Origin of the sequence: Salinihabitans flavidus, assembly GCF_900110425.1 — a bacterium.
Taxonomy (GTDB): Bacteria; Pseudomonadota; Alphaproteobacteria; order Rhodobacterales; family Rhodobacteraceae; genus Salinihabitans; species Salinihabitans flavidus.
In genome coordinates this window covers 56,949-79,010 of the sequence record NZ_FODS01000012.1, presented here as the reverse complement: position 1 = coordinate 79,010, position 22,062 = coordinate 56,949, and the positions used below count along the sequence as shown (strand labels likewise).

23 protein-coding genes and 1 tRNA gene are annotated in these 22,062 nt (G+C 64.5%); 16 read left to right on the top strand and 8 right to left on the bottom strand.

Annotated elements, in window-relative coordinates; all coding sequences use genetic code 11:
* The first annotated feature begins 100 nt into the window (after positions 1-100).
* Positions 101-784 (top strand): SIMPL domain-containing protein, encoded by a 684-nt coding sequence (locus BMW66_RS11125; RefSeq protein WP_093118519.1) that lies wholly within the window; start codon positions 101-103, stop codon positions 782-784.
* Positions 785-1,103: 319 nt separating this feature from the next.
* Here BMW66_RS11125 and BMW66_RS11120 read toward each other — a convergent pair whose 3' ends face one another.
* A complete protein-coding gene (locus BMW66_RS11120) occupies positions 1,104-2,396 on the bottom strand; it encodes an O-acetylhomoserine aminocarboxypropyltransferase/cysteine synthase family protein (protein ID WP_093118457.1) in 1,293 nt (430 codons plus the stop codon).
* Between the two features lie 87 nt (positions 2,397-2,483).
* Entirely contained in the window at positions 2,484-3,488 is a 1,005-nt protein-coding gene (locus BMW66_RS11115) for a glycosyltransferase family protein (RefSeq protein ID WP_093118455.1), read from the bottom strand.
* A 145-nt stretch (positions 3,489-3,633) separates the two neighbouring features.
* On the opposite strand from BMW66_RS11115, the gene BMW66_RS11110 reads away from it, so the two are divergent.
* Positions 3,634-4,062, top strand: coding sequence for a hypothetical protein (locus tag BMW66_RS11110; RefSeq protein ID WP_093118453.1), 429 nt, complete (start codon positions 3,634-3,636; stop codon positions 4,060-4,062).
* Positions 4,063-4,127: 65 nt separating this feature from the next.
* On the opposite strand, the gene BMW66_RS11105 is transcribed toward BMW66_RS11110, so the two are convergent.
* Both BMW66_RS11105 and BMW66_RS20330 read right to left on the bottom strand, forming a co-directional pair.
* Positions 4,128-5,237 carry a CaiB/BaiF CoA transferase family protein gene (locus BMW66_RS11105; protein WP_093118451.1) on the bottom strand — a complete coding sequence of 370 codons (1,110 nt, stop codon included), beginning with the start codon at positions 5,235-5,237 and terminating at the stop codon, positions 4,128-4,130.
* An 88-nt stretch (positions 5,238-5,325) separates the two neighbouring features.
* Positions 5,326-5,409: transfer RNA gene (locus BMW66_RS20330), tRNA-Tyr, on the bottom strand.
* Between the two features lie 132 nt (positions 5,410-5,541).
* Here BMW66_RS20330 and rlmB point away from each other — a divergent pair.
* The 10 genes from rlmB to BMW66_RS11055 all read left to right on the top strand — a co-directional run bounded on the left by rlmB (position 5,542) and on the right by BMW66_RS11055 (position 14,407).
* Positions 5,542-6,318: a 23S rRNA (guanosine(2251)-2'-O)-methyltransferase RlmB gene (rlmB, locus tag BMW66_RS11100; protein WP_093118449.1), complete on the top strand. Its 777-nt coding sequence runs from the start codon at positions 5,542-5,544 to the stop codon at positions 6,316-6,318.
* Positions 6,319-6,675: 357 nt separating this feature from the next.
* Entirely contained in the window at positions 6,676-7,680 is a 1,005-nt protein-coding gene (locus BMW66_RS11095) for an LLM class flavin-dependent oxidoreductase (protein WP_093118447.1), read from the top strand.
* Between the two features lie 166 nt (positions 7,681-7,846).
* Positions 7,847-8,794, top strand: a complete 948-nt coding sequence (locus BMW66_RS11090) for a DMT family transporter (protein WP_245729457.1) — start codon at positions 7,847-7,849, stop codon at positions 8,792-8,794.
* A 204-nt stretch (positions 8,795-8,998) separates the two neighbouring features.
* Complete coding sequence (locus BMW66_RS11085) at positions 8,999-9,289, top strand: ArsR/SmtB family transcription factor (protein ID WP_093118445.1); 291 nt, start codon at positions 8,999-9,001, stop codon at positions 9,287-9,289.
* Positions 9,286-10,344 carry a permease gene (locus BMW66_RS11080; RefSeq protein ID WP_093118443.1) on the top strand — a complete coding sequence of 353 codons (1,059 nt, stop codon included), beginning with the start codon at positions 9,286-9,288 and terminating at the stop codon, positions 10,342-10,344. Before BMW66_RS11085 ends, BMW66_RS11080 begins: the two co-directional genes overlap by 4 nt.
* A 36-nt stretch (positions 10,345-10,380) precedes the next feature.
* On the top strand, positions 10,381-10,617 hold the full coding sequence (locus BMW66_RS11075; protein WP_093118441.1) for a thioredoxin family protein: 237 nt from the start codon (positions 10,381-10,383) through the stop codon (positions 10,615-10,617).
* A 119-nt stretch (positions 10,618-10,736) separates the two neighbouring features.
* Positions 10,737-11,096, top strand: coding sequence for a CidA/LrgA family protein (locus tag BMW66_RS11070; RefSeq protein ID WP_093118439.1), 360 nt, complete (start codon positions 10,737-10,739; stop codon positions 11,094-11,096).
* Positions 11,093-11,809, top strand: coding sequence for an LrgB family protein (locus BMW66_RS11065; protein ID WP_093118437.1), 717 nt, complete (start codon positions 11,093-11,095; stop codon positions 11,807-11,809). Before BMW66_RS11070 ends, BMW66_RS11065 begins: the two co-directional genes overlap by 4 nt.
* Positions 11,810-12,050: 241 nt before the next feature.
* Positions 12,051-13,541 carry a SulP family inorganic anion transporter gene (locus BMW66_RS11060; protein WP_093118435.1) on the top strand — a complete coding sequence of 497 codons (1,491 nt, stop codon included), beginning with the start codon at positions 12,051-12,053 and terminating at the stop codon, positions 13,539-13,541.
* A gap of 11 nt (positions 13,542-13,552) precedes the next feature.
* Positions 13,553-14,407, top strand: coding sequence for a universal stress protein (locus BMW66_RS11055; protein WP_093118433.1), 855 nt, complete (start codon positions 13,553-13,555; stop codon positions 14,405-14,407).
* Positions 14,408-14,489: 82 nt separating this feature from the next.
* On the opposite strand, the gene BMW66_RS11050 is transcribed toward BMW66_RS11055, so the two are convergent.
* On the bottom strand, positions 14,490-14,711 hold the full coding sequence (locus tag BMW66_RS11050) for a hypothetical protein (protein ID WP_093118431.1): 222 nt from the start codon (positions 14,709-14,711) through the stop codon (positions 14,490-14,492).
* Positions 14,712-14,970: 259 nt separating this feature from the next.
* Here BMW66_RS11050 and BMW66_RS11045 point away from each other — a divergent pair, with 259 nt between their 5' ends.
* Complete coding sequence (locus BMW66_RS11045) at positions 14,971-15,735, top strand: ADP-ribosylglycohydrolase family protein (protein WP_175483218.1); 765 nt, start codon at positions 14,971-14,973, stop codon at positions 15,733-15,735.
* A gap of 161 nt (positions 15,736-15,896) precedes the next feature.
* On the top strand, positions 15,897-17,114 hold the full coding sequence (locus BMW66_RS11040; RefSeq protein ID WP_093118427.1) for an MFS transporter: 1,218 nt from the start codon (positions 15,897-15,899) through the stop codon (positions 17,112-17,114).
* Positions 17,115-17,159: 45 nt separating this feature from the next.
* Here the strand turns inward: BMW66_RS11040 and BMW66_RS11035 are convergent, their stop codons facing one another.
* The 3 genes from BMW66_RS11035 to BMW66_RS11025 are packed head-to-tail and all read right to left on the bottom strand — an operon-like array spanning position 17,160 to position 19,185.
* Positions 17,160-17,777, bottom strand: coding sequence for a methyltransferase domain-containing protein (locus BMW66_RS11035; protein WP_093118425.1), 618 nt, complete (start codon positions 17,775-17,777; stop codon positions 17,160-17,162).
* Positions 17,774-18,463 (bottom strand): class I SAM-dependent methyltransferase, encoded by a 690-nt coding sequence (locus tag BMW66_RS11030; RefSeq protein WP_093118423.1) that lies wholly within the window; start codon positions 18,461-18,463, stop codon positions 17,774-17,776. The genes BMW66_RS11035 and BMW66_RS11030 overlap by 4 nt, the downstream gene beginning before the upstream one ends.
* Complete coding sequence (locus BMW66_RS11025; RefSeq protein WP_093118421.1) at positions 18,460-19,185, bottom strand: spermidine synthase; 726 nt, start codon at positions 19,183-19,185, stop codon at positions 18,460-18,462. Before BMW66_RS11025 ends, BMW66_RS11030 begins: the two co-directional genes overlap by 4 nt.
* Positions 19,186-19,408: 223 nt before the next feature.
* Between BMW66_RS11025 and BMW66_RS11020 the strand changes: the two genes are divergently transcribed.
* Together BMW66_RS11020 and BMW66_RS11015 are read left to right on the top strand one after the other, a co-directional pair.
* Positions 19,409-20,602 carry an amidohydrolase gene (locus BMW66_RS11020; RefSeq protein WP_093118419.1) on the top strand — a complete coding sequence of 398 codons (1,194 nt, stop codon included), beginning with the start codon at positions 19,409-19,411 and terminating at the stop codon, positions 20,600-20,602.
* A gap of 291 nt (positions 20,603-20,893) precedes the next feature.
* Complete coding sequence (locus BMW66_RS11015) at positions 20,894-22,021, top strand: TRAP transporter substrate-binding protein (RefSeq protein ID WP_093118515.1); 1,128 nt, start codon at positions 20,894-20,896, stop codon at positions 22,019-22,021.
* Positions 22,022-22,062: the final 41 nt, after the last annotated feature.

Genomic DNA, 22,062 nt, shown 5'->3' with positions numbered 1-22,062 from the left:
AGGTTATTGCCGAGGGAAAGGTTTGGCCGGATTTCATGGATGAACCGGGCGCAAACTGCGATAGAGATAGGAAAAGGTTTGATTTTCAATGGAGTTGATCATGCGGATGATAGTGTCGGTGCTGCTGGCGGTCTGGATCGCGGGGCCGGGGTGGGCCGAGACGCGCCAGATCGTCGTCGAAGGCGAGGGCGTGGTGGACAGCGCGTCGGACATGGCGGTGATCGAAATGGGCGTGCGCCACGAGGCGGAGACGGCGCGCGCGGCGATGGACCGCGTGAACGAGGATGCCGGCGCGGTGCTCTCGCGGCTCGCGGCGATGGGAATCGCGGCGCGGGACTTGCAGACGCGCGATATCACGCTGAGCCCTGTATGGGACCAGGGCGAGGACGGGCGGCGTGATCCGGCCCGCGTGGTGGGATTCGCAGCGTCGAACCGCATCCTTGTTAGGGTGCGCGACCTGGACGCGCTGGGCGCCGTGCTCGATCAGGTGGTGAGCGACGGGGCCAACCAGTTCGGCGGGCTGAGCTTTACCGTGCAGGAGCCGGGGCCGCTGATGGATGCCGCGCGGCGGGCGGCGGTGAGCGACGCGCGTGCCAAGGCGGAGCTTCTGGCGGAGGCGGCGGGAGTGACGCTCGGATCGCTGATCTCATTGAGCGAGAGCGGATCGCCCCCACCGCGTCCGATGATGGCGCGGGCCGAGATGAGCGATGCGGCGGTACCGATCGCCGCAGGCGAGGTCAGCTTTCGCGCCGGGGTGACGATGATCTATGAGATCGCGCCGTGAAAAGAACCCGGACGAATCAGTTTGGCGGTTTGAAGTATCCGAGACTCCGTTCTCGGCGACACGTCGGTAAAATGTCGGTGTGACTGTCGGGACCGCTCCATCGCGGGGCTCTCGGACGGGGCGAGCGTAGCGTTTCGAGTATTTTTAGAACAGAGAAAGGGCAGGACACCTGCTGCATCTTTTCGGGTCAAATACCTTGGGGGTTTGGGGGTGAAACCCCCAACGCACGCATGAATCGCGCCGCAAGGCGCCCCTTTTGAGAATGCTTTGCCCTGCGCGCGGTTGGGGAGCCGGCGGGCGGCTCCCCCGGGTCGCGGCGTCAGCCGTGCGCCGTGTTCAGCGCCTGATCGAGATCGGCGATGAGATCCTCGGCGGTTTCGATCCCGATGGACAGGCGTACCACATCCGGCTCCGCGCCCGCCGCCTTCTGCTGTTCGGGGGAAAGCTGTCGGTGGGTGGTGGACGCCGAGTGGATGACAAGGCTGCGCGTGTCGCCGAGGTTGGCGACATGGCTGAACACCTCCAGCGCCTCGACGAATTTCACGCAGGCGTCATAGCCCCCCTTGAGCCGCACGGTGAACAGCCCGCCTGCGCCCTTGGGGCAAATCCTGGCCACCCGGTCGTGATAGGGCGAGGATTTCAGCCCGGCGTAGGTGACGGCGGCGACATGGTCGTGCCCTTCGAGCCAGGTTGCGATCTTCTCGGCGTTCTCGACGTGGCGCTGCATGCGCAGGGACAGGGTTTCGATCCCCATCAGCGTATAATGCGCCGCCTGCGGGTTGAGCGTCATGCCCAGATCGCGCAGGCCGATGGCAATGCCGTGGAAGGTGAAGGCGAGCGGGCCGAAGGTCTCGTGGAACTTCAGTCCGTGATACGCGTCTTCGGGGGCCGAGAGAGAGGGGAACTTGTCCGAGGCGGACCAGTCGAAATTGCCCGAATCCACCACGACGCCGCCGGTCACCGTGCCGTTGCCGGTGAGGAATTTCGTCATCGAGTGCACCACCAGCGTGGCGCCATGCTCGATCGGGCGGCAGAGGTAGGGCGTGGCGGAGGTGTTGTCCACGATGAGCGGAATGCCCGCGTCACTGGCCACTTTCGCGGCGGCGTCCAGATCGGTGATATAGCCGCCCGGATTGGCGATGGATTCGCAGAAGATCGCGCGGGTGTCGTCGTCGATGGCGGCGGCCACGGCGTCCATGTCGTCGAAATCGACGAAACGCGCGGACCAGCCGAAGCGGCGGATCGTCTGGCTGAACTGCGTGATGGAGCCGCCGTAGAGCCGGGTGGAGACCACCACGTTGAGCCCCGGCCCCATCAGCGGAAACAGCGCCATGATCTGCGCCGCGTGCCCCGACGAGCAGCACACCGCACCCACCCCGCCCTCGAGCGTGGCCATGCGTTCCTGAAGCACGGCGACGGTGGGGTTGGTCAGGCGCGAGTAGATATAGCCGACCTCCTGCAGGTTGAAGAGCGCGGCGGCGTGATCGGTATCGCGGAACACATAGGCCGTGGTCTGGTAGATCGGCGTCTGCCGCGCGCCGGTGGCCGGGTCTGGGCGGGCGCCGGCGTGAATCTGTAGCGTGTCGAAACCGTAGCTGGGGCCGTCGGACATCGGAAAGCTCCTTGTGTCAGGGATGGGTCGGAGCGCACGGTAGGCGATTGGTCCGGCGGCGGCAACATGAGGTTGCGCCGGGCGCGCCTATCGCATCCAGAAGCCGTTGCGCTTGATCCGGTTGCGGATGGCCTGCTCCTTGCGGGGCAGATCGTCCTGATCGAACAGCGCGCGCACCTTCTGCCCGCGGCCCTGATAGATCATGCGCTTGAACGGCTCGTACTGCTTGAGCAGCTTCTTGATGCGGTTGGGGGCGGCGGTCTCTTCCAGCGCCGCGACGACCTCATCGTTCTCGCGGGCATAAAGCAGGGGCAGCAGCCGGTAGTGACAGGTGGTTTTCCCGTCGAGCCAGCCCGGTGGCAGCGCGTCCCGCCCGCCGCCGAAGGAATGGATCACCAGTGGCAGCGCGACCTGATCGAGCCAGGGGTCGAGCGACTGGCAGGCCAGTTCCGGCGGCGGCGTGTCGCGGATCGCGGTGGCGTAGTCGAGAAACCGCGCCCCGAATTCCCGCGGGCAGCGGTAATAGAAAAAGCCCGCGTTGAAATAGAGATAGCGGCGCCAGTATTCGTCGGGCTGCGCGCGGTCGAGGGAGCTTTCGAAATCGAGCCCGAACATGTCGTAGAGCGATTTCCAGATCTGCGCGTAGCCGGGGCCGTAAAGCTCAAGCTTCGGCCATGTGCCTTCGACCTTGCGCGAGGCGCCGGGGCGGTCGAAGTCGAAGGGCACCTCGGTCAGGTCATCAAGGACAAGGGTATCGGTGTCGAAGAACACGAAGGGTTCCGCTTCCGGCACGGCGGCAAGCGCCTCGATCTTGTTGCCGTAGGGGTAGCTTTGTCCGAAGGCGCGGGAGGGGAAGGGGAGGATCTCCGCCCCCAGTTCGGTCAGCGTCTCGCGGATCTCTTCGGATGCGATCCGGGGGTCGCGGTCCCAAAGCGGGCCGGGCTGCGGCTCGGCCACGAAAAGCCGCCCCGAAAACCCCGGGGAGCGGGCCCGCAGGGAGGCGGCGAAGAGCAGCGCCTCGTATTGCAGGCGGCCCGATTGCCCCACGATCAGGATATTGAACCGGGGGGGCTCAACGCTCTTGCTTGCCATATCACTGCCGACCCTGCACCATTTCCCCGATCATAAGAGGCCGGGCAGGCGCATGAAAGCGCGGATTTGAAACGGAACCGGGAGGTGCGAGATGAGACGGACAAGGCGTTTTGAGCAACGGCGGTCGCCCGGGTGGCGCAGGGCCGTGCTGGTGGCGGCCGTGCTGACGGCGGCGGGCGCGGCGGGCGCGCAGGAGCGGGTGGCGGAGGATCAGACGCCCACGGGCAAGTTCCTGACCGCCACGGAGGTCAGGCCGATCCTGACGGCGACGCGCGCCAACTGGGTGTCGGTGCGCGAATACGGGGGCGAGGATCTTGTCTATGTCACCCATCTGATCGCGTGGCGCTGCGGGCTTTACGAGATCCGCTATGCGATCAACGGCGGGCAGATGCGGCAATGGCCTGTGCCGGAGTGTGACCCCGAGGCCGCCCAGCCCGCCGCGATCCCGGACGGCGCGCAGGTCTACGAGGTCCATGCGGCGGGATCGGTGCAGCAGATCACGGTGGAACTGCTTTATGACGATCTGAGCGTGGAGACGGCCAGTTTCGAGCGCGCGGCGGTGCTGATGCCATAGCGGTCGGGGCCGGCCGGCGGATTTGAGTATTTGAAGAACAGAGAAGGGGCGCGGCGCGCCGGACCTCAGCCCGATTTCGGCAGGATCGGCGCGCTGCGATCCAGCGCAAGCTCCGCGTCGGAGAATTTCCACGGGCCGCGCACGCCGGGCACGCCTTCGGGGGCGATCTGCATCCCGCGCGCCTTGATCTGGGGGTTGGCGAAGGTCTCGGCGATGGTGTTGATCGGCCCGGCGGGCACGGTCGCCGTCTCCAGCGCGGCGAGGATGTCGACGGAGGGCCAGCCCGTGAGCGTCGCCTCCAGCGCGGTGGTGAGCGCGTCGCGGTTCGCCACTCGCTCGGCATTGCTGGCAAAGCGCGGATCGGTGGCCAGATCGGGTCGGTCCAGCACCGCGCAGAGGCGTTGAAACTGCGCGTCATTGCCCACGGCGAGGATGATGTGCCCGTCGGCCACGGGCAGCACCTGATAGGGGGCGATATTGGCATGGGCGTTGCCTTGCCGCACCGGGCTTTGCCCCGTGGCAAGGTAGTTCATCGCCTGATTGGCCAGCAGCGCGGTGGCGCAGTCGAGCAGCGACAGGTCGATATGCTGCCCGCGCCCGGTTGTGTGGCGCTGCTCCACCGCGGCGAGCACGCCGACGGCGCCGTAGAGCCCGGTCACGAGGTCGGTGACGGCCACGCCGACCTTCTGCGGCGCGCCATCGGCGGCGCCGGTGATGGACATCAGCCCCGACATGCCCTGAAGCAGGAAGTCATAGCCCGCGCGGCTGGCATAGGGGCCGTCCTGCCCGAAGCCGGTGACCGAGCAATAGATCAGCCGGGGGTTGAGGGCCGAAAGCGCGGGGTAGTCGAGGCCGTATTTCGCCAGCCCGCCGACCTTGAAGTTCTCGATCAGGATGTCGGCACCGGCCACCAGATCGCGCACGATCTTCTGCCCCTCGGGGGTGCGGAAATCGGCGGTGACGGAGGTCTTGCCGCGGTTGGCGGAGTAGAAATAGGCCGCCGAGCGGTCCCCGTCGCGGTCGATGAAGGGCGGGCCCCAGCGGCGGGTGTCGTCGCCTTCGGGGGCTTCGACCTTGATCACCTCGGCGCCAAGATCGGCCAGCGCCTGACCGATCCATGGTCCGGCCAGAATACGGGCCAGTTCCACGACTTTCAGACCTTCGAGGGGTTTCATGCGCCTGCCTTTCCCGTTGCCAAGGATTGGCGGCAGCATAGGGGGCGCACGGGACGGTGCAAGCCGGATTTGATCAAAAAGGGGAAAGTGGTGGGCGACCTAGGAATCGAACCTAGCGTGCGTCTCCGCGAGGGAGTTACAGTCCCCTGCCACACCTTGCGGCCTGTCGCCCACTGTCCGGTCACGGCCCGGAATGTGAACGGCTGAGTACAAGCGCATCCTGAAGAGGTCAACCAGAAAATCCCTTGCGATACCCGGCCCCGGCGCGCATGAGTGGGGCCGCGTCTGAAGCGGGGTGAGTGCCATGAAAAAGCCGAAATGGGTCGTCGAGAAAGAGCAGGCCAAGCGCGCCGGAGACAAGGAGACCGTGTGGCTTTTCGGGCTGCATGCGGTGCGCGACGCGTTGATGAATCCACGGCGCGAGAAGCTTCGGCTGATCGTGACGAAGAACGCCGCCGACAAGCTTTCGGAGGCGATCGGGGCGGCGGGTATCGCTCCGGAAATGGCCGATCCGCGCCGGTTTGACGCTCCGCTCGATCCGCAGTCGGTGCATCAGGGGGCCGCGCTTGAGGTCAGGCCGCTGGACTGGGGGCGTCTGGAGGATGTCGCGCTCGGCGACGGGGTGCGCCCGCCGCGTCTTGTGCTGCTCGACCGGGTGAGCGATCCGCATAACGTGGGCGCGATCCTGCGCTCGGCGGAGGTGTTCGGGGCGTTGGCGGTGATCGGCATGCGCCATCACGCCGCGCCCGAGACCGGGGCGCTGGCCAAGACCGCCAGCGGCGCACTGGAACGGCAGCCCTATCTGCGGGTGCGCAACCTCTCGGAGACGATGGAGGCGCTCAAGGGCATGGGATATCTGGTGCTGGGGCTTGACGGCGAGGCCGGGCAGGAGATCGAGGCCGCGCTGGAGGGCGCGCGCGACAGGGCGGTGGCGCTGGTGCTCGGGGCCGAGGGGCCGGGGCTTCGGCCCAAGACGAAAGAGACCTGTGATGCGCTTGTGAAGATCGCCTATGCGGGGGCGTTCGGGTCGCTGAACGTGTCTAACGCGGCGGCGGTGGCGCTATACGCCGCGCGGGGCTGAGGCGCGGCGCGACGATCTTGCATTCCCGCGGAGGGCGCCCATATGGCCGGGGAGCATGAGGGGGAGGCCGGATGCCGCAAAGCTCCAGACTTGCAACGAGGATATCTTCGACTGATCCAAACCCGTTGACGTTCTGTTCACAGCTTTATTACATGCCCTTTAAACGTGGCAGAATGGACTTATTTCATGTGGTGAGATGCGAGAACGGAACTTTCGTATCTTTCTTCACTGTCCCTCGTTCCGTGACTGACGCCCGGGTTTTTCCCGGGCGTTTTTTTGTGCTCCGGCGGTGTCTGTGGCGGCGTCCCTTGGCCTTCCGGGCGGGGACACATAGATTGCGGTGAACGGAGGCTACTCGTGCAGAATTTCTCACTTCTCGATCTCTCGCCCGTTCCCGAGGGGAAGACAGCCGCGGATGCGCTGGCCAATACCGTCGATCTGGCCCGGGCGGCCGATGCGGCCGGGTATCATCGCTACTGGCTGGCGGAGCATCACAACATGCCCGGAATCGCCAGCGCGGCGACGGCGGTGGTGATCGGCCATGTCGCCGGGGCGACCCGCCGGATGCGTGTCGGCGCGGGCGGGATCATGCTGCCGAATCATGCGCCGTTGATGGTGGCCGAACAGTTCGGAACGCTTGCGACGCTTTACCCGGACCGGATCGATCTGGGGCTGGGGCGCGCGCCGGGCACGGATATGGCGACCGCCCGCGCCCTGCGCCGTCACATGGCGCCCGAGGACAGCTTTCCGCAGGATGTTGTGGAGCTTCTGGACTATCTCGGGGATGCGCCGGAGGATGCGCGCGTGCGGGCCATTCCCGGCACGGGCACGCATGTGCCGGTCTGGATTCTCGGCTCCAGCCTTTATGGCGCGCAGCTGGCGGCGCATCTGGGGCTGCCCTATGCCTTCGCGTCGCATTTCGCGCCCGCGATGCTGGAGCAGGCGCTGGAGGTGTATCGCGCGCGGTTCGAACCTTCCGTCTGGTTGAGCCGGCCGCATGTGATGGTCGCGGCAGGGGTCTGCGCGGCGCCAACGGATGCGGAGGCGAAGTATCTGCGCAGCTCGCAGATGCTGGCCTTTGCGCGTCTGAGAAGCGGGAAGCCGGGCAAGCTGCCGCGTCCGACCGACGATCTGGCCGTCGAGATCCCGGCGCCGGTCATGGCGCAGGTGGAGCAGGCGCTGTCGTGTTCGGCCACCGGATCGCCCGCGACGGTGGAGCGGCAGTTGCGCGACATCATCGACCGATACAAACCCGATGAGCTTATGGTGACGGGAATGATCCACGATCCCGCGGCTCGGGTGCGGTCGTTCGAAATGGCCGCAGAGGTTCTGACAGGGCTTTGCACACCGGCGGCGGCCTGAACGTCTGCCGTCGCCTCTCGTGATTGACGGCGGTCGAGCGGGCGCATAGAGGTGTGGCGGTGCGAGGGTGATGGCGTCACCCGCCCGCCGTTTATCCGTTTTCCCGTCCTGGACGCCCGGACCTATCCGAACATCGCCAGAAGCGCGATGTGACAGGAGGTTTGACATGGTCGAATTGCCAAGGTTCCTCACCGAGTCCGAGGCCGCCGAGAAGCGCAGCGGCATGATCATGATGTGCGCCGCGATGCTGATGCTGCCGGTCGGCGACGCGATTTCCAAGCTGCTGACCGAAATCGTGTCGCCCTTTGACGTGACGCTCTGGCGCACGGTGGCGCAGGCGCTGTTTTTCATCCCGCTGGGGTTCTTCATGCGCCGGCGTCTGGCGGGGCGGATGTTCTCGCTTCCGACGCTGGTGTCGGGCGGGCTTATCGTGGTGGTTCTGTTTTGCCTGATCACCGCGTTCGAGACGATGCCGATCGCCACGGCGATTGCCATTTTCTTTGTCGAGCCGCTGTTTCTGACGCTGCTGGCCGGGCCGCTTCTGGGCGAGGTGGCCGGACCGCGCCGCTATGCGGCGGTGGCGGTCGGGCTTATCGGGGCGCTGATCGTGATACGGCCGAATTTCGCGGTGTTCGGCCCGGTTGTCCTTCTGCCGGCGCTGGGGGCGCTGGCCTATGCGCTCAACATGATCGTGGTGCGCCGTGCGACGCGGGTGCGGTCGGCGCTGACGTTTCAGCTTGGCGCGACATTCAGTTCGGCGGGGGTGCTGATCGTGGTCTATGGTATCGCGTCCCTCTTCGGGCGGGAGGCGGCGGCACTGACCGAGGTGCCGGGCTGGGCCATCTGGGCGATCCTCGGGGCGGGGGCGCTTGCGGCGCTGACATTCCTGCTGATCACCTTTGCGTTCAGCAAGGCCGAGGCCAGCGTACTGGCCCCGTTTCAGTATCTGGAGATTGTCGGCGCGACGATCGTCAGCTTTGCGATCTTCGGGGATTTTCCTGATGCGATGACGTGGCTGGGCACCGCGATCATCCTGGCATCGGGCGTCTACGTGTTCCACCGTGAGCGCAAGGCCGACACCGCGCACAAGGTGAAAGCGCGTTCCGACCGATAGAAACCGGCAGACGGCAAAGCGTTCGGCCGGGGCACATGCGGCGGTTTCGCCGCGCCACACGGCCCGCCGGAGCCGAAACACGGCCACCAGTGGCCAGATCTCCGGCTGTGGCGGCGCGGGGCAGATGTCTGCGGCAGCGGGTCGCATGGCGGAAGCATCAATAAATGCGCATATGCGTTTGAGTTGATATCCAAGGAGACCGCCGTGCAGGAGATTCTGACAGCCCTCGCCGATCCGACGCGCCGTGCCGCGCTTACCATCCTGTGGGGCGGCGGAGAGCATTGCGTCTGCGAGCTTATGGCCCGGCTCGACGCCAGCCAGAGCCGCATGTCCCGGCATATGAAAATTCTTCAGACCGCCGGAATCGTGACGGCGCGGCGCGATGCGCAATGGGTGCGCTATCGCCGCGATCCCGATCTGTCCCCCGAATTTGCCGCCATCATCGACGCGGTGATGGCCGCCGCCGAACACATCTCAGAACTGGAAGTGGCATGACAACCGAAACACATGAGACCGCCGCCCGCCGCGGTGCGCCGGACTGGCTCTGGTATCTCGGGGCGGCGCTGGCCGCTGCGATCTGGTGGGTGCTTTACAGCCAGCTCGTTCCGTTTTCCGAATGGGTGACTTCGTTCTTTCCCGTCGCGCGCCACAGCCACACCGGCGAGGCGATCGCCTTTTTCGTCTATGACGTGCCGAAGGTGCTTTTGCTGCTGACGCTGATCGTCTTCGTCACCGGGGTTTTGCGCAGCTGGTTCAGCCCGGAAAAGACCCGCGCCATCCTCGCCGGCAAGCGCGAGATCGCGGGCTATCCCCTTGCCGCGCTTCTGGGTGTGTTCACGCCGTTTTGTTCGTGCTCTTCCGTGCCGCTTTTCATCGGGTTCGTCTCGGCGGGCATTCCGCTTGGCGTGACATTTTCGTTTCTGATCGCGGGGCCGATGGTGGGGCCGGTGGGGCTGGGCCTGCTGTTCGGGCTGGTTGGCTGGCAGATCACCACGATCTACCTCGTGTTCGGGTTTACCATCGCGACGGTCGCCGGTTGGGTTCTGGGCCGGATGGGGCTTGAGCGGTATCTTCAGGACTGGGTGCGCGAGCTGAACACCGGCGCCGTGGGCGACGTGCCGCAAGAGCGGCTGAGCATGGTCGACCGGATGAAGATCGGGCTGGAGCAGGTCCGTGAAATCGTCGGCAAGGTCTGGATCTGGGTGGTGGTCGGCATCAGCATCGGCGCTCTGATCCACGGATATGTGCCCGAGGCGATGATGCTGCGCATCATGGGCGGCGAGGCGTGGTGGTCGGTGCCGGCCGCCGTGGTCGTGGGCGTGCCGATGTACACCAACGCCGCCGGTGTGATTCCCATCGTCGAGGCGCTTCTGGGCAAGGGCGCGGCACTTGGCACGACGCTGGCCTTCATGATGTCGGTGATCGCGTTGAGCCTGCCGGAGATGATTATTCTCAAGCAGGTGCTGACCTACCGGCTTATCGCGATCTTTCTCGCCGTGGTCTCGATGGGCATCCTCGCCACCGGCTTTCTGTTCAACATCATCATGTGACCCATCGGGTTACGAAATTCCTCAAGGAGAGAAACCATGAAAAACGTCAAGGTCTATGGTCCCGGCTGCAAACGCTGCGAGGCGACTGAGAAAATGGTCAAGGAGGCCGCCGCGCGTCTGGGTATCGAGGTCGATGTCGAAAAGGTGACCGATCAGAAATCCATCGCCATGGCCGGGGTGATGTCGACGCCCGGGATCGCGGTGGATGGCAAGCTGGTCCATACCGGCGGTCTGCCGGATGAAGGCAAGCTTGACGGCTGGCTGTCCGCATAAATCGCGCTCCGGTCCCGGTCTGGCACCGGGATCGCGGTTCGCGGACCTGTTCCGCCTTTTGCGCCCCCCGCCGCCAATCGTGTAGGCATGAGGCGAGGGGCAACGGGAAAGGAATCGCCGTGATTGTGCATATCGCCGTCATTCTGATGTTTCAGCTTCTGGGCGAAACCTTGGCACGGGGTCTTGATCTGCCGGTGCCCGGTCCGGTTCTGGGGATGGCGGGCCTTTTGGCACTGTTTCTGGTCGTGCCGGGCGCGGCGAAGGCGATTACGCCGACAGCGCAGGGGATTCTGGCGCATTTGTCCTTGCTGTTCGTTCCGGCGGGTGTGGGCGTGACCGCACATCTCGGCCTGCTGTCGCAGGCCGGTCCGGCGCTTGTGCTGGCCCTGCTGATCAGCACCGTTCTTGCGCTTGCTGTCGGCGCGCTGGCATTCGTGGCGCTGGCCAGGCTGACCGGCGTTGAGGAGGATGCGCAATGACCCCCTTGCCGGATATCTGGGCCTACCTCAGTCAGGAACCGCTGCTCTGGTTGACGGCCACGCTGGTCGCGTATCTGCTTGGCGATGCCGCGTCCCGGGCAGCCCGTCACAACCCGCTGGTCAATCCGGTTCTGGTGGCGATGCTGCTTCTGACCGGCGTTCTCTATGCGACCGCGACCCCCTATCGGACCTATTTCGACGGGGCGCAGTTCGTCCATTTCATGCTCGGGCCCGCCACGGTGGCTCTGGCGGTGCCGCTATACAACAACCTTCACCTCATCCGCCGCAGCCTCATCCCGATGTTCGGCGCACTGCTCGCCGGCTCGCTCACCGCGGTGGTCTCGGCGCTTGTGGTGGCGCGCATGCTCGGCGTCGAGGGCGCGTTGCTGTTGTCGCTGGCCCCCAAATCAGCCACCGCGCCGGTGGCGATCGGCATTTCCGAGCAGATTGGCGGCCTGCCGACGCTGACGGCGGTTCTCGTCATCCTGACCGGGATCATCGGCGCCGTTGTGGTTACACCGCTGATGACGCTGCTGCGTATCCGTGACTGGCGCGCGCGCGGCTTTGCCGTGGGTGTGGCCGCGCATGGCATCGGCACGGCGCGCGCGTTTCAGGTCAACGACACGGCCGGTGCCTTTGCCGGGATCGGCATGGGGCTGAACGCGCTGCTGACCGCGCTTGTGGCGCCCTGGGTGGTCTGGGTGCTTCTCTGAACCGGGTGTCGGGGCGGCTGTCGTTCGTGCCGGCGGCCGTTTTCAAAGCGCTTCGAAGCGGCAGGGAACTATCGGGTTGTGCCTTTCTGAAATCCCACTATGCTGCGCCGCAGAATTGGGGCCTCAGGGCGATTCCGTTGCAGCTTGGTGCGCCACTGATCCGCCAGATATCCCGAACACACGAAACACAAGCAACCTGATACTGCCCAGTCCGGGCGATGTCGGACGGAAACGGACGTTCATGATCTCTCTCAACGCCTATCGCAGCCAGTGGTTTGGCAACATTCGCGGCGATCTTCTGGCCGGTCTTGTGGTCGCACTGGCCCTGATCCCCGAGGCCATCGCATTTTCCATCATCGCCGGGGTCGACCCCAAGGTCGGGCTTTATGCCAGTTTCTCCATCGCAGTGATCATTGCCATCACCGGGGGACGACCGGGCATGATTTCCGCGGCGACGGCGGCGACCGCGGTTCTTATGATTACGCTGGTCAAGGAGCACGGGCTGCAATATCTGCTGGCGGCCACGGTTCTGGCGGGGCTTTTGCAGATCGGCGCGGGGGTTCTCAAGCTCGGCTTCATCATGCGCTATGTCTCCAAATCGGTGATGACCGGCTTCGTCAATGCGCTGGCCATCCTGATTTTCATGGCCCAACTGCCAGAACTTGACCCCGCCACGGTTACATGGGTGACCTATGCGCTGGTCGCCGGGGGGCTTGGCATCATCTACCTGTTCCCGCTTCTGACCAAGGCGATTCCCTCGCCGCTCGTGACGATCGTGGTTCTGACCGCGCTGGCGATGGTCTTTGACTGGGACGTGCGCACGGTGGGCGACATGGGCGCGCTGCCCGATACGCTGCCGATCTTTCTGATCCCGCAGATTCCGTTGACGTTCGAGACATTGATGATCGTTCTGCCCTATTCGGTCGCGGTCGCGGTCGTGGGACTGCTTGAAAGCCTGATGACCCAGAACATCGTCGACGATCTGACCGACACCAAGTCGCACCGCAACCAGGAGTGCATCGGCCAGGGCGTGGCCAACACCGCGACGGGGTTCATCGGCGGGATGGCCGGCTGCGCGATGATCGGCCAGTCGATCATCAACGTCAAATCCGGTGGGCGCGGGCGTCTGTCGTCCTTTGCCGCAGGAGTTTACCTGTTGTTCATGGTGGTGGTTCTGGGCGATCTGGTCAGCCAGATCCCGATGGCCGCCCTTGTGGCGATCATGATCATGGTCGCAGTCGGCACCTTCTCATGGTCGTCCATCAAGGCGCTGAGAACGCATCCCCGGTCTTCCTCCATCGTCATGATCGCAACGGTCGTGACCGTCGTTTACACGCATAACCTTGCCATTGGCGTGCTTGTCGGCGTGCTGCTGTCGGGGATCTTCTTCGCCGGCAAGATCGCGCAGCTTTTCAAGGTGACGAGCACGATTACCAGCAGCGGCAGCCACCGCACCTATGTCGTCGAAGGCCAGTTGTTCTATGGCTCGGTCGAGGATTTCATGGATGCCTTTGACTTCAAGGAAGCGCTGGAGAAAGTGGTGATCGACGTGAGTCGCGCGCATATCTGGGATATTTCCAGCGTGCAGGCGCTGGACATGGCGATCCTGAAGTTCCGCCGCGACGGGGCCGAGGTCGAGATCGTCGGAATGAACGAAGCCACCGAAACCATCGTCGACAAGCTTGCCGTTCATGACAAGCCGGGCGCGATGGACACGCTTATGGCGCATTGAAGGAACAGGATATGACACAGAAAGTCATCGCACTGGTGGACGGGTCGATCTATTCGGCCTCGGTGTGCGAACATGCCGCGTGGATTTCGGCCCGCACGGAGGCGCCGGTGGAGCTGATCCACGTTCTCGGCCGCCGCGAGGCGCCGGAGAAACAGGATCTTTCAGGCTCGATCCGGCTTGGCGCGCGCACCGCACTGCTTGAGGAGCTTGCAGAGCTTGATGCGCAGCGCGCCAAGCTGACCAGCTATCGCGGCCGCGCCATTCTTGACGATGCGCGCAAGATCCTCGATGAGGCGGGCGTGACCGAGATCACCACCCGGCTGCGTCACGGGGATATTGTCGAGACGGTCGCGGAGGTCGAGGCGGACGCCCGCGTCATCGTGATCGGCAAACGGGGGGAGGCCGCCGATTTTGCCAAGGGGCACCTCGGATCCAACCTTGAACGGATCGTGCGCACGGCGCACAAGCCGATTTTCGTCGCCTCCCGGGCCTTCAAGCCAATCGAGAAGGTGATGGTGGCCTATGATGGCGGTGTGTCAGCGATGAAGGCCATCGACCACATCGCGCGCAGCCCGCTGTTTCAGGGGCTGTCCATCCATGTCGTCACGGTTGGCGCGGTAACCGCCGAGGCCAAGAAGAACCTTGAGGATGCGAAGGCGCAGCTCAAGGCGGCGGGAATCGAGGCTGAAACGCGGGTGGTCGAGGGCCGCCCCGATGAGGCGCTTGGCAAGCTTGTCGAGGGGGAAAACTTCGATATGGTGGTCATGGGCGCCTATGGACACAGCCGTATCCGCTCTATGATCATCGGGTCCACGACAACCGAAATGGTCCGGTCGTGCAAGGTTCCTGTCGTTCTGATGCGCTGACCTGCATGGCCGGCGCATTCCGGTGCTGTCCTGCAAGCGAGGGCCACATTCGGCGGGCGTGCGCTTCGCGGCCCGCGGCGGGTTAGCGCGGTGCGCCGCCTCGATGCCGGTCATTGATCTGCACCACGTCGGGAAACTGTTGACGCAGCAGGCTGATATCGTCCGGGCAATCGGTTTCGATATACGCCTGTTCGCCGTTCCAGAACACGCGATGTGCCCCTTGCCCGAAATCGAAAAGATAACGATGAACCCGCGCAACCGTCTTGCGGCTGAGTTTTTCGCAAAGAGCGAACTTTGTGAACATCCTGTCTCCTGTTTGTCTGGCCAAGAGCGCGCCACGCCCCGTTGATTGTGTCGCGGGTCAATGTTGCTTGGATCAGGGGGCGCACGGTATTGAGATGTCTGCCCACCGGCCACGCCAGTAGCAGTATTCCTGCCCATTGTCCACGGCGCGTTGCGGGGGCGGCTTGCGTGGCGATCTCCGCGAGGATTTGAAATTTGTCCGCCGATTGGTCATCTTGAGCCCATGGATACGCGCGATGACCGTTGGAAGGAGTGTCTTCATGATCGGCGCAATCGCCGGTGACATCGCAGGCTCGCGCTTTGAGGGAGATTCGGGACCGCCCGAGGGGTTCGAGCTGTTCGCGCCGGACTGCCGGTTCACCGATGACACGGTATGCACCCTCGCCGTGGCGGAGGCGCTCATGCAGGGCGCAGACTTCAGCACGACATTGAAGCACTTTGTCCGCCGCCATCCCGATCGCGGCTATGGCGGCATGTTCCGGCAGTGGGCGTTTTCCGAGAGGACTTCGGGGTATGGAAGCTGGGGCAATGGCGCGCCGATGCGGGTGTCCGCCGTCGGGTGGCTTACCAAAAGCGCCGAAGATGCCGACCACCTTGCCGCTGCGCAGGCGCAGGTCAGCCACGATCACCCCGATGCCGTGGCCGCGGCGCGGGCTGTTGCGCGCACCATCCTTGCCTTTCGTCAGGGCGCGAGTGTCGGGGAGGTGCGGGACTGGCTGACGGGCACGTTCGGATATGATCTGCGGGCAGAAAGCGCGCTTGCGCGGGGCGGCTTCGACGTCTCTGCCGCCGGGACCGTACCAGTGGCGCTTGCTGCGGCGTTTGTTTGTGAAAGCTGGGAGGAGACGGTGAGAACCGTCATCGGCCTCGGCGGGGACACCGACACGCTGGCCTGTATCGCCGGGGCCGTCGCCGAAGCGCGCCACGGCGTGCCCGTTGATGTCGCGGACCGTGCCAGAGAGTACCTGACGCCGGATCTGCGCGAGGTTCTGAGCCGCTTCGAGGAGCGGGTGTCCAAGGGCTGACGGTGCGGGGCGCGGCTTGTGCTCCGGCGTTGGCTGTGCCACGAACACGAGGTTGAAAGAGAACGCCGCGCGAATGCTTCGTATCGTCCGGACGCTCGTGCGGCGCCCCTGTTTTGCTGCCTTTCAACTCGCCGCAGAAACCAGACACCGATTGATCGCCGATGCTCAGATTTTTCAAGGACAACATCCGCTGGCTCGGCGTTGGTTTCCTGCTCACATTCGCATCGGCCTTCGGGCAGACATGGTTCATTTCGCTGTTCGCCGGGTTCATAAAGGACGTGCATGGCCTGACCGATGGCGGCTGGGGCGGCCTTTACACCGTTGCGACGTTGTCGTCGGCCGTCGTCATGTTCTGGCGCGGCTCTCTGGCCGATACGATGTTGTTGTCGCGTCTTGCCCCCCTGATTGCGGTGATTTTCGCTGTCGCGGCGCTCAGCATGGCCTTTGCGTGGAATATCTGGATTCTCGGGCTGGCCCTTTTTGCCTTGCGGTTCTGCGGGCAGGGCATGTTCGGCCATATCGCCATGACGGCGATGGGGCGGTGGTTCGAGGCGCGCCGGGGGCAGGCGGTTTCCATCGCCAATCTTGGTCATCCGGCGGGCGAAGTGGTCGTTCCGATCCTGACTGTGCTGGCCATAAGCGTCATCGGCTGGCGATTCACATGGGTTGCCGTCGCGGTGATCCTGCTGTTTGCGGTCGCGCCGATGCTGTTCGCCATGCTGGCGGAGGGTCGGTCCCCCAAAGGCCATTCGGGCACCGAGGATCGCCCCGGTTTGCATGGCCGCCAATGGCGCCGGATGGATGCGGCGCGGCACTGGCTTCTGCCCGCGCTGCTGCCGGTTCTTCTGACGCCGGGGTTCATAAGCACGGTGGTGTTTTTTCATCAGGTGCATGTGGCCGATGTGAAGGGCTGGTCGCTGGTGGAAATGGCGCCCGGATATTCCGCCTATGCCGTGTTGACGGTGATTTCGGCCTTTTCGGCGGGCTGGGCGGCGGATCGGTTCGGGTCATACCGGCTCTTGCCCGGTCTGCTTGTGCCGATGGGGATCGGCATCGCGCTGATCAGCCCGGCCGAGCATGTGCTCGTCTGGTATCTCGCGCTGGGGTTCATCGGAATCACCCAGGGCATGGCCAGCGCGCTTTGGGGGGTCTTGCTGCCGGATGTCTATGGCACGATGCATCTGGGCGCGATCCGGTCGCTCGCGACGACGATCATGGTCGTGTCAACGGCGATCGGGCCCGGCATCACCGGCGTTCTGATCGACCGCGGCATTGATTTTCCGACCCAAAGTCTCGTGATCGGGGGGTGGTGCCTGATGCTGGCGGTGGCGTGCTATTTCATCGCGCGGCGTCTGACGCGGGAACGGAAGATAGCGTGATGCCTTCGATGCGCGATTCAGGCGATTGTTCACGTCGGTGGAGTGTCACAGGCGCGATACGCGTGTCTTTGCAGCCTGGAAAACGGCCATCTGGCTGGCGCCCCCCAGATCGGGGTGACAGCCCGCGATGTCGTGAAAGGCGACGGTGTATCCCGCGCCTTGCGCCACGCGGCGCCCCCAGTCCCGGAACCGGGCGCGCGGCCATTCGAAGCGGTGATCGGGGTGGCGGAAGCGATGGGCCGGAACGCCAAGCAGCGGGTTGAACTCTGCATTTGGGGTGGTGATGATCACGGTTGCCGGGCGCATACCGTGAAAGATCGCGCGTTCGAGTTGCGACAGGCGGTCGGGGTCGATGTGCTCAATCGTCTCGACCAGAACCGCGCAATCAAACCCCGCCAGATCCGGGGCGTGTTCGGTCATGGAGGCGATGCGCACATCAATCCCTTGCGCCTTCACCGGGGTTTTTTCAAGCCTGCGCCGAAGCCGGTCGAGAGAGTCGGAACACAAATCGATCCCGACAAGCCGCGTGATGCCGGGGTCCTGCGCCAGACGCACGAAAAGATCGCCATCGCCGCAGCCAAGGTCAAGCACGCTCGCCGCGCCGCTGTCGAGAACCGCGCGGTGAACGGCTTGCAGCCGCTCTTCGTGATGCCAGCTAGTCATGCGGATGCGTCCCGCGCGGCCGGGCGCCGCATCAGAGCGACATCCTTTTCCGGCACCTCGCAGGTCCAGCCCCATGCCTGCGCCAGATGGTGGAAGGTCTCTTCGCGGTAGAACACCACATGGGTCGGATCCTTGCGGTAGTGCCAGCCCGCGAACCGGGCATCATCGGTCTGAAAGCAGGTCATCAGCGCGAGCCAGCCGCCGCGCCGCACAAGGTCGCGCAAGCGGGTGAATTCCTCCGCCGGGCGATGAAAATGCTCTGCCGTTTCGGTGCAGGTGACGAAATCATAGGTATCGGCCAAAGGCGCGGGGTCAGGCGCGAAGAACGGATCGTAAAGCGCCACCTCGTGCCCCGCCTCCCGCAGCATCGCGGCCAGTGCCGGCCCCGGCCCGCACCCGTAATCAAGGCCCCTTGCATGGTGGGGGAGGCGATCCAGAAGCGGATCGGCCAGCTTCGACAGGAACCGGCGATAACGCGGATCGTGGGGATCGTTATCGTGGGTAAGGTAGGCCGCATATTCCTCTGCGCGTGCGGGATGTTGGCGCGGGTCGAGGAACCGCGCCGCGCAGCCGGGACAGCGCCAGTAGTCGCGGCCATCGACGGACGCGAAAGACGCAGTCTCGTCCCGGCCACAAACCGGGCAGGGTGGAGAAACCGCCCCTTGCGCGGTGACGGATGTGGTCATTGGGCGGTCGCGGCCCGCGCAAGATAGACCGTCTGCGTGAACGGGCGATCCGTGAGCGGGTTGTGAAACGTCACCGGTTCCGCCCATGCGTGGGGGAACACCTGTTCCAGACGGATCAGAAACCGCGCGTCCGTCTTTTCGTTCGACCACAGGCCGAAGATTCCGCCGGGTTTCAGATGCCGCAAGACAGAGCGCAGGCCGCCGGGCTGATAGAAACTGTCGCTGCGCTCATCGAGAAGCGCGTCGGGCGAATGATCTATATCGACAAGGATCGCGTCGAACCTGCGCCCCGGCGTGTCGGGATCGAATCCCGCCGGCCGCGCCGCCATGTCGAAGAAGTCCCCCTGCACCAGACGGCAGCGGGGATCGTCCGCCAACTCCGTGCCCATCGGCAGGATGCCGGCCTCATGCCATTCGATCACCGGCGCAAGGTAGTCCACTACCACAAGATCGGACACGCTGTCATGGGCAAGAACCTCTTTCGCCGTGTAGCCAAGGCCAAGCCCGCCCACCACGAAATCCAGTGCCTCGCCGCCATGCGCCGCGATCGCCAGCCGGGCAAGCGCGACCTCGGAGTCGGTGAACAGGCTCGTCATGAGAAATTCCTGACCGAGCATGATCTCGTAGACATCGACGCCGAGTTTGAGCTCCCGGCGTCGCCGCAGGCTCAGCGCGCCAATCGGAGTCGGGCAATAGTCAAGCTCTTCGAATAGTCGGCTCATGTGATCGGCCCTGACCTTGCTGTCGTGCCCGCCTTTCGTGTCAGCGGCGCATTGAGCGTGCGTTATCCGCGTTTCCGGGGCGGATTTCAATGCGGGCAGGCGCCGTTCGCGATTCCTCTGGAACGTGATGGCTTGCAGTCGTCGGCGCATTGCGGAATGCTGTGATCGTCGTCTTCGGGGGCACTCGGCAGGCCGGGACGACTGGACCACAGCAGGAGATCGCATGACCCGTTCCACCCCCGGTCGCCCTCGGTTGAGCAACGCCGATATCGTCGATCTGACCAGCTGGCGCCACGAACTGCATCGGCATCCGGAACTGTCGGGCGAAGAGCATGTGACCGCCGAACGGGTGCAGGAGATGCTGCGCCCAACCTACCCCGACCGGATCGTGACCGGGCTTGGCGGTCATGGTGTGGCGGCGGTGTATGACAGCGGGGTGCCCGGCCCCCGCGTGCTTCTTCGGGCCGAGCTTGACGCCCTGCCGATCGAGGAAACCGGCACCCCGCCTTACCTGTCGCTGGTGCCGGGCAAGGCGCACCTTTGTGGTCACGACGGGCATATGGCAACGCTCGCGGGGGTGGCACGCCTTCTGGGGCGTAAACGCCCCGAACGCGGGTCGGTGGTGCTCATGTTTCAACCGGCGGAAGAGGACGGGAGCGGCGCCGCGCGGGTGGTGGCCGACCCAAGGTTTGGAGAGTTGAAGCCGGACTACGCCTTTGCCCTTCATAACGCGCCGGGGCTGCCGCTCGGGCATGTGGCGATTGCCGAGGGTGCGGCCTGCTGTGCCTCGCGCGGGATGCGCGTCGTTCTGTCGGGGCGGACGGCGCATGCCTCGCAGCCGGAAACCGGACTGTCCCCGATGCGGGCATTGGGTCGGTTGATGCCGGAATTGACCGGCCTGTCGCATGGGGCGCCGGGCACTGACCCGGATTTCACCCTCGCCACGGTCTGTCATGCGCGGCTGGGCGAACCCGCTTTCGGTGTCGCGCCGGGGCGGGCGGAACTTTTCGTGACGTTGCGGACGCTGACCGATGCGCGGATGAGCGATCTGGTGGACCGGGCCGAGGCGGCGGTGCAGCGCGCCGCCGCGAGTGACGGGCTGACGGTGGAGATCGGTTATCACGATGTCTTCGCGACCACGGCCAATGATGCCAAGGCCGTTCGGATCGTGACCGACGCGCTTGACGAACTGGACCTTGGCCATGATGCCGGTCTGCTTCCCCTGCGCGCGTCCGAGGATTTCGGGCGATTTGGGGACGGGCCGCATCTGGCTATCTTCCTGCTCGGCGCGGGAGAGGGCAGACCCGCGCTTCATAATCCCGATTATGATTTTCCCGATGAGTTGATAGAGGTGGGATCACGCATTTTCATGGCTGTTCTGGAGCGTGTGAACGAGGCCGAAGATCGGGCGCCCTGATCCGGTTTCCGAACCAATCGGGCGGGTAGTGCAGTGCGCCAATCTCTGAGCGCTGTTGAAACGCGTTGAGAGGCGGCAGTGAATCCCTTCACGTCAGACTGATCGCCCGACGACACTTCCGTTCCCCGAGTCCCATTCAGAAACCGGCATTTAATCCTTCGCAAAGACCTTGCAATCCAAAATTGGTAATTTAAGGTTACCACAGCGCCGACTGGAGGCCCTACGCTTCGACATGTGCACAAGAAGCCGGTGCCGATCCGAAACCCTGAAGTGGCGCATTGGGAGGAAACCATGACTGACAAAGCAAAGATCAACCGCCGTTCGTTCCTGAGGCGCTCCGCGCTCGCCGGGGGGGCCGCAGCCGGAACACTGGCCGCACCGGCCGTATTGGCGCAATCGCCGATCGTCCTAAAGATGCAGACGTCCTGGGGGGCGGGCAACATCTGGCAGGAGTTCGCTCAAGACTATGCCGACCGGGTCGAAGAGATGTCGGGTGGACGCCTGAAGATCGACGTTCTGCCCGCAGGTGCCGTTGTCGGTGCCTTCCAGGTTCTGGACGCGGTGAACGACGGCGTTCTGGATGCGGCCCATTCGGTTCCCGTCTACTGGTATGGCAAGAACAAGGCCGCTTCGCTCTTCGGGACCGGCCCGGTCTTCGGCGGCTCGGCCACCACGATGCTGAGCTGGTTCTACGAAGGCGGCGGCAAGGCTCTCTATGACGAGCTGACGCAGGACATCATGGGGCTGGACGTCGATGGCTACATGGGCTTTCCGATGTTCGCGCAGCCCTTCGGCTGGTTCAAGGAGGAGGTCAACACGCCCGAAGACCTTCAGGGCTTCAAATACCGCACCGTGGGTCTGGCGGCCGATCTGTTGCAGTCGATGGGCATGTCGGTGGCGCAGCTTCCGGGCGGTGAAATCGTGCCCGCCATGGAGCGCGGCGTGATCGACGCCTTCGAGTTCAACAACCCGTCGTCGGACAAGGACTTTGGCGCGCACGACGTGGCCAAGAACTACTACCTGTCATCCTATCACCAGGCGTCGGAAAGCTTCGAGTTCCTGTTCAGCAAGTTCACGATGGAGGATCTTGACCCGGATCTTCGCGCCATTCTGAAATATGGCGTCGAAGCGGCCTCCACGGCCAACACGGCGAAGGCGATGCGCCGCTATTCCGCAGACCTGAAGTGGTTGAAGGAAGAGGCTGGCGTGACGGTTCACCGCACCTCCGAGGAGATTCTGGCCGCACAGCTTGAGGCATGGGATGAGTTGATCCCCGAGCTTGAAGCCGATCCGTTCATGAAGAAGTGCCTCGACAGTCAGCGCGAGTGGGTGGAGCAGGTCACCTACTATGAGATCATGAACGCGCCGGACTATACGCTGGCCTATGAGCACTATTTCCCCGGTCGTCTGGACCTCTGAGACCGCGGAATACCGGACTGATACGGGCCCCGGCGTTATTT

Bases quoted from the DNA above. Each gene is read 5' to 3' on its own strand.
- BMW66_RS11125 (WP_093118519.1), top strand. From the start codon at position 101: ATGCGGATGATAGTGTCGGTGCTGCTGGCGGTCTGGATCGCGGGGCCG.
- BMW66_RS11120 (WP_093118457.1), bottom strand. From the start codon at position 2,396: ATGTCCGACGGCCCCAGCTACGGTTTCGACACGCTACAGATTCACGCC.
- BMW66_RS11115 (WP_093118455.1), bottom strand. From the start codon at position 3,488: ATGGCAAGCAAGAGCGTTGAGCCCCCCCGGTTCAATATCCTGATCGTG.
- BMW66_RS11105 (WP_093118451.1), bottom strand. From the start codon at position 5,237: ATGAAACCCCTCGAAGGTCTGAAAGTCGTGGAACTGGCCCGTATTCTG.
- rlmB (WP_093118449.1), top strand. From the start codon at position 5,542: ATGAAAAAGCCGAAATGGGTCGTCGAGAAAGAGCAGGCCAAGCGCGCC.
- BMW66_RS11090 (WP_245729457.1), top strand. From the start codon at position 7,847: ATGGTCGAATTGCCAAGGTTCCTCACCGAGTCCGAGGCCGCCGAGAAG.
- BMW66_RS11080 (WP_093118443.1), top strand. From the start codon at position 9,286: ATGACAACCGAAACACATGAGACCGCCGCCCGCCGCGGTGCGCCGGAC.
- BMW66_RS11075 (WP_093118441.1), top strand. From the start codon at position 10,381: ATGAAAAACGTCAAGGTCTATGGTCCCGGCTGCAAACGCTGCGAGGCG.
- BMW66_RS11065 (WP_093118437.1), top strand. From the start codon at position 11,093: ATGACCCCCTTGCCGGATATCTGGGCCTACCTCAGTCAGGAACCGCTG.
- BMW66_RS11060 (WP_093118435.1), top strand. From the start codon at position 12,051: ATGATCTCTCTCAACGCCTATCGCAGCCAGTGGTTTGGCAACATTCGC.
- BMW66_RS11055 (WP_093118433.1), top strand. From the start codon at position 13,553: ATGACACAGAAAGTCATCGCACTGGTGGACGGGTCGATCTATTCGGCC.
- BMW66_RS11050 (WP_093118431.1), bottom strand. From the start codon at position 14,711: ATGTTCACAAAGTTCGCTCTTTGCGAAAAACTCAGCCGCAAGACGGTT.
- BMW66_RS11045 (WP_175483218.1), top strand. From the start codon at position 14,971: ATGATCGGCGCAATCGCCGGTGACATCGCAGGCTCGCGCTTTGAGGGA.
- BMW66_RS11040 (WP_093118427.1), top strand. From the start codon at position 15,897: ATGCTCAGATTTTTCAAGGACAACATCCGCTGGCTCGGCGTTGGTTTC.
- BMW66_RS11035 (WP_093118425.1), bottom strand. From the start codon at position 17,777: ATGACTAGCTGGCATCACGAAGAGCGGCTGCAAGCCGTTCACCGCGCG.
- BMW66_RS11030 (WP_093118423.1), bottom strand. From the start codon at position 18,463: ATGACCACATCCGTCACCGCGCAAGGGGCGGTTTCTCCACCCTGCCCG.
- BMW66_RS11025 (WP_093118421.1), bottom strand. From the start codon at position 19,185: ATGAGCCGACTATTCGAAGAGCTTGACTATTGCCCGACTCCGATTGGC.
- BMW66_RS11020 (WP_093118419.1), top strand. From the start codon at position 19,409: ATGACCCGTTCCACCCCCGGTCGCCCTCGGTTGAGCAACGCCGATATC.
- BMW66_RS11015 (WP_093118515.1), top strand. From the start codon at position 20,894: ATGACTGACAAAGCAAAGATCAACCGCCGTTCGTTCCTGAGGCGCTCC.